At 72.0% G+C, this 5,827-nt stretch carries 5 protein-coding genes; 1 reads left to right on the top strand and 4 read right to left on the bottom strand.

The features are described 5' to 3' along the window. Window positions 1–490 precede the first annotated feature (490 nt). From LLG88_10995 to galU, 4 genes are all read right to left on the bottom strand, one after another. Window positions 491–1,855, bottom strand: coding sequence for a M48 family metalloprotease (locus LLG88_10995; protein MCE5247428.1), 1,365 nt, complete (start codon window positions 1,853–1,855; stop codon window positions 491–493). Window positions 1,856–2,099: 244 nt separating this feature from the next. After that, entirely contained in the window at window positions 2,100–2,447 is a 348-nt protein-coding gene (locus LLG88_10990) for a histidine triad nucleotide-binding protein (GenBank protein MCE5247427.1), read from the bottom strand. Window positions 2,448–2,450: 3 nt separating this feature from the next. Then, on the bottom strand, window positions 2,451–3,710 hold the full coding sequence (murA, locus tag LLG88_10985; protein ID MCE5247426.1) for a UDP-N-acetylglucosamine 1-carboxyvinyltransferase: 1,260 nt from the start codon (window positions 3,708–3,710) through the stop codon (window positions 2,451–2,453). Continuing rightward, window positions 3,703–4,596, bottom strand: coding sequence for a UTP--glucose-1-phosphate uridylyltransferase GalU (galU, locus tag LLG88_10980; protein ID MCE5247425.1), 894 nt, complete (start codon window positions 4,594–4,596; stop codon window positions 3,703–3,705). Before galU ends, murA begins: the two co-directional genes overlap by 8 nt. A 119-nt stretch (window positions 4,597–4,715) precedes the next feature. Between galU and serS the strand changes: the two genes are divergently transcribed. Beyond that, window positions 4,716–5,827: serine--tRNA ligase (serS, locus tag LLG88_10975; GenBank protein ID MCE5247424.1), on the top strand; the 1,112-nt coding region annotated here is incomplete at its 3' end.

Genomic DNA, 5,827 nt, shown 5'->3' with positions numbered 1-5,827 from the left:
GGCGGAGCCGCCGCCCCCCGCCGCGCGACGCGCGCCCATCAACGGACACGCGCCTTGGCGCCGCAACGTTGAGCTTTACGAGGCAATCACGAATCAAAGCCGCGGCGCGGGGCGACGCAAGACGCACGAACCACCCAAAGAGGAACATCCCCCCGCCGACAAGCGGGGCAGAGCGCGAAACCAAAGACGACAGCCCGTCGTGAGGCGGGGGCGGTGGCGCAGCCGTTGCCCCGTCGGCGGAGCCACCGCCCCCGCCTCACGACGGGCGTTCCTCGAATCGCGCGGGCCCTCACCGAGTGAGGACGCCGATCGAATCGCGCGGGCCCTACCGCAGACTACGGAGGGATTCGATCGAATCGCGCGGGCCCTAACCCCGAGAGCGGGATCCGAAGGAGTCCCGCGCGCGCCGCTCCGAATCACGGATCCGCTCGAGTGCCGCGGGTATTGCCGCCGGGCGGCATCGCCGGCCGACGTCGGGCGCCGTTCGGCGCTACGGGCGATCCACGGAGACGCCGGACGGCGGCGCCGGCGGCGCGGCAGGCGCGGGCGCCGCTTCGGGGCAGCGGCCGTCCTTCTTGAGCTCCAGCTGATAGTCGCGGATCCGCGCCGCGTCCTCGGCGCGAGGCGCGAGGCGCAGATACTCGTCGAAGTGCCGGCACGCGCCGGCGTTGTCGCCGCGCTTGAACGCCAACACCCCCAGCTCGCGGTGCGCCGCCGCCTGCTCCGGATTCAGCTTCAGCGCCGCCTCGAACGACCGCTCCGCCTCGTCCAGCCTCGCCCGCCGCGCGTCGTCGCGCTTCTCGCCGTCGGCCTGCTTCAGCCGCAGCCGGCCCATCAGCAGCAGCGCCGCCGGATCGTCCGGCGTCAGCTTCAGCACGCGGTTCAGCTCGTACTCCGCGATCGACAGCCGCCCGAGGTCGATGTTCAGCCGCGCGTCCTCGCGCACGACCGGGCGCATCCGGCGGGCGAACGACTCGTTGTCCGCCCCGGTCGCCTTCACCGGCGCGGACCCCTTGTGCGCCGTGTTCCACTCCTTGGCCGCGGTGATCCGCTCCGCGAGGCGCGGGTGCGAGCCGAAGAAGAACGCCTCGGTCTTCCCCTGGTCGCCGTGGTCCTCCATCAGCAACTGGTAGACGCGCGGCGACTCGTTGGTGTCGTACCCCGCGGCGGCCATCTTCTGGAAGCCGCCTTCGTCGGCCTCGCGCTCGAGGTTGCGGCCGTAGCCGTTGATCGCCGCGATGAAGGCGAGCTGCAGCCCGAGCCCGACGAGGATGTCGGTCAGGACGCGGGTCCGCGCGGCGCGGCCGTAGTCGCCGTCCCGCACCGCGTCGCCTTCCTTGCCGGCGACGATCACCGCGGCGGCGATCGCCGCGACGGAGAAGGCGATCGCCTTGTTCTGCGCGCTGCGCTGGTAGCGCAGCATGTGGCGCCCCTCGACGTGCGTCATCTCGTGGCCGAGCACCGTGGCGAGCTGGTCCTCGTTCTCCATCCGCGCGAGCAGCCCGGTGTGGACGTAGAGCGTGCCGTGCGGGTAGGCGAAGGCGTTCAGCGTCGGGTCCTCGATCACGCGCACGCGGAAGCCGATCTCCGGGTTCTCGGCCATCGCCGGCGGGTTCAGCCGGCGGACGATCCCCTCGAGGTAGTCCTCGAGCAGCGGGTCGTCGTGCAGCTTGGCCTTGGAGAGGAGCTTCTGCTCTTCGTCGCGCGACGCCTGCCAGAGCGCCTTCTCGTCCTTGTCCGGCTTGAACGCCGCGCCGGCGCCGGAGATCGGCGGGACGTGCGTCGTGGCGCAGGAGAAGACGAACGCGGCGAGGGTGACGACGACGGCGACGCGGAAGAACGCGGTCTTCTTCATGGGAGGCTCCCCGCCGGCGCGCGCCGGCGACGAAGATCCAACGAAGAGAGAATACGACAAACGCCCGCGGGCACGGCGGCGGCCGGCCTTGGGACGGCGCGAAACCGGCGCCGGCGCGGCCGCTCCGGCGGCGCGGCCGTTCCGCCGCGGATCTGGAACGGGACGCGCGGGCGACCAGAGAGTGCCCTCCCGCGTCGAAGGGGACGCTCGGGCGGCGCGCTCGGGCGCCGTCGCGCGCCGCGGCCTAGCCCGGAGGCCAGCCGAACGAGCGTCCGCCGAGGACGTGCAGGTGGACGTGGAAGACCGTCTGGCCCGCCCCGGCGTTGCAGTTGAAGACGGCGCGGTAGCCGCCCTCGGCGACGCCGCGCGCCTTGGCCAGCTCGGCCGCGACCGTCACCATGTGCCCGACGAGCGGCTCGTGCTCGCCGCGCAGGTCGTTCAGCCTCGCGACGTGCGCCCGCGGCACGACGAGGACGTGCATCGGCGCCTGCGGGTTGATGTCCTCGAAGGCGACGCAGAGCGGGTCCTCGTGGACGATCTTCGCCGGGATCTCCCCGGCGACGATGCGGCAGAAGAGGCAGTCCTGGGCCATCGGTCACCTCTCCGTCAGGCGCTCGATCCGCGCGCCGAGCGCCTGCAGCTTGTCCTCGATCCGCTCGTAGCCGCGGTCGAGGTGGTAGACGCGGTGGACGGTCGTCTCGCCGCGCGCCGCGAGCCCGGCGAGAACGAGCGAGACGCTGGCCCGCAGGTCGGACGCCGTCACCTCGGCGCCGGTCAGCGGCGTCGGGCCTTCGATCGTCGCCGCGCCGCCGGCGAGCGAGACCATCGCCCCCATCCGGCGCAGCTCCGGCACGTGCATGAAGCGGTTCTCGAAGATCGTTTCCTTGAGCCGGCAGACGCCGCCGGCCTGCGTCATCAGCACCATGTACTGCGCCTGCAGGTCGGTCGGGAAGCCGGGGTAGGGCGCGGTCTCGAGGTCCACGGCGTGCAGCGGGCGGCCGTTGCCGACGCGGATCCAGCCGGCGCCGGTCTCGATCGAGAGCTGCACCCGGCGCAGCTGCTCGATCACCGCCTCGAGATGCGACGGCTCGACGTCCTCGAGCGTGATCTTGCCGCCGGTGACGGCGGCGGCGATGAGGAACGTCCCCGCCTCGATCCGATCGGGGATGACGCGGTGCTCGGCGCCGCCGAGCTCCGGCACACCCTCGACGACGATCGTGTCGGTCCCCGCGCCCTCGATCTTCGCCCCCATCTTGACGAGGAGCGCGGCGAGGTCGACGACTTCGGGTTCGCGCGCCGCGCGGCGCAGCACCGTGCGCCCCTCGGCGAGCGTCGCCGCCATCAGCAGGTTCTCCGTGCCGGTGACGGTGACGTCGGTGAAGACGATCTCCGCCCCGCGCAGCCGCTCGGCCCGCGCCTCGACGTAGCCGTGGTCGAGCCGGATCTCGGCGCCGAGCTTGGCCAGGCCGTCGAGGTGGCGGTCGATGGGCCGCGCGCCGATCGCGCAGCCGCCGGGGAGCGAGACGCGCGCCCGGCCGCAGCGGGCGACGAGCGGCCCGAGCACGAGCACCGACGCGCGCATCGTGCGGACGAGCTCGTACGGCGCCTCGGGGCTCTCGACCCGCGCGGTGGAGAGGGCGTAGCGGTGCTCGCCGAGCCTCTCGGCCTTCGCGCCGAGGTCGCCCAGCAGGCGCACCAAGGTCCGCACGTCCTTCACGTCCGGGACGTTGTCGAGCCGGAGTTCGCCCGCGGTGAGCAGCGCCGCGGCGAGTTCGGGGAGGGCGGCGTTCTTGGCCCCCGAGACGCGGACCGTCCCTTGGAGCGACGCGCCGCCGAGCACGCGGAGTCTATCCACGGTGGCCGTCCAGTCCGCGCTCCGCGGCGAGGCGGGTCAGCCAGGCGCGGAACGCCGGGCCGAGGTCCTCGCGCTCGAGCGCCAGTTCGACGGTCGCCTGCAGGAAGCCGAGCTTGTCGCCGGTGTCGTAGCGCCGGCCTTCGAACTCGATCGCCAGCAGCTTCTCGTGCTGCGCGATGTGCTTGAGGCCGTCGGTCAGCTGGATCTCCCCCTTGGCGCCGGGGGCGGTGTCCTCGAGGACGGGGAAGATCGACGGCGAGAGGACGTAGCGGCCGATGACGGCGAGGTCGGACGGCGCGCGGTCGGGGCGCGGCTTCTCGACGAGGTCCACGACCTCGTGCACGCGGCCGTTCGAGGCGCCGACCTTGACGACGCCGTACGCCGAGACCTGCTCCTTCGGCACGCGCTGCACGGCGACGATCGAGGCCCCGGTCTGCTCGTGGAGGCTGATCAGCTGCTTGATCGCCGGGGTCTGGGCGACGATCAGGTCGTCGGCGAGGAAGACCGCGAACGGCTCGTCGCCGACGAGGCCGCGCGCGCAGAGGACGGCGTGGCCGAGGCCCAGCGCCTTCTTCTGGCGCGTGTAGGAGACGCGGCAGAGGGCGGCGATCTCGCGCACCATCGCCAGCGGCCGCTCCTGCCCGCGCTCGGCGAGGACCGCCTCGAGCTCGAAGGAGTGGTCGAAGTGGTCTTCGAGCGACTGCTTGCCGCGGCCGGTGACGAAGACGACTTCCTCGATCCCCGCGGCGATCGCCTCCTCGACGGCGTACTGAATCGTCGGGCGGTCGACGATCGGCAGCATTTCCTTGGGCATCGACTTGGTCGCGGGCAGGAACCGCGTGCCCAGACCGGCGGCGGGGAAGACCCCTTTGCGCACTCGTTTCACGGCGAAAGCCTCCGAAAGGACTGAACGGCGCGATTATCCCCGAAAACGGGGCGGGCGGAAACGTCGTGCCCCCTCCGGAGGGCGGGTTTAGACTGGCGCACCCTAAGGAGTCCGCACAAATGCTCGACATCAAGTACGTGTTGGCCCACTTCGACGAAGTCCGCGCGGGACTGTCGCGCCGCGGCGTCGTGCCGGCGCTCGACGAGCTCGAGGCGCTGGACAAGGAGCGCCGGTCGGCGATCGGCGAGGCCGAGCGGCTGAAGGCCGAGCGGAACGAGGCGTCGAAGAAGATCGGCGAGCTGGTCAAGGCGGGCGGCGACGCCGCCGCGGCGCGCGAGCGCGTGCGGGCGATGGCCGACCGGATCAAGGAGCTCGACGAGCGGACGAAGCAGATCGACGCGCAGCTGGAGGAGATCATGCTGCGCGTGCCGAACATTCCGCACGCCTCGGCGCCGGACGGGCTCGACGACAAGTCGAACCGCGTCGAGCGGGTCTGGGGGACGAAGCCGAGCTTCGACTTCCCGGTGCGCGACCACGTGGACCTCGGCGAGATCGGCGGGATCCTCGACTTCCAGCGGGCGGCGAAGATCACCGGCGCGCGGTTCTGCGTGCTGAGCGGGCTCGGCGCGCGGCTGGAGCGGGCGCTGGTCAACTTCATGCTCGACCTGCACGTCGCGCGGCACGGGCGCACCGAGGTGCTCCCGCCGTTCATGGTCAACGCCGGCGCGCTGCGCGGCACGGGCCAACTGCCGAAGTTCGAGGAGGACCTCTTCCGGCTGCGGGAGCCGTCGGACTGGTACCTCATCCCGACGGCCGAGGTGCCGGTGACGAACCTCCACGCGGGGGAGATCCTGCGCGAGGAGGAGCTGCCGATCCGCTACGCCGCCTACACGCCGTGCTTCCGCTCCGAGGCGGGGAGCTACGGCAAGGACGTGCGCGGGCTGATCCGGCAGCACCAGTTCAACAAGGTCGAGCTGGTGACGTTCTGCACGCCGGAGAGTTCGTACGAGCTGCACGAGGCGCTGACCGACGAGGCGGAGGAGGTGCTGCGGCGGCTCGGGCTGCACTACCGCGTCGTCTGCCTGTCCACGGGCGACATGGGGTTCTCGAGCGCGAAGACGTACGACCTCGAGGTGTGGCTGCCGTCGCAGAACACCTTCCGCGAGATTTCGTCGTGCTCGAACTTCGAGGACTTCCAGGCGCGGCGCGCGGGGATCAAGTACAAGCCGGC

Source organism: bacterium, from assembly GCA_021372775.1.
GTDB lineage: Bacteria > Acidobacteriota > Polarisedimenticolia > J045 > J045 > JAJFTU01.
This window is presented reverse-complemented; position numbering and strand designations above follow the sequence as displayed.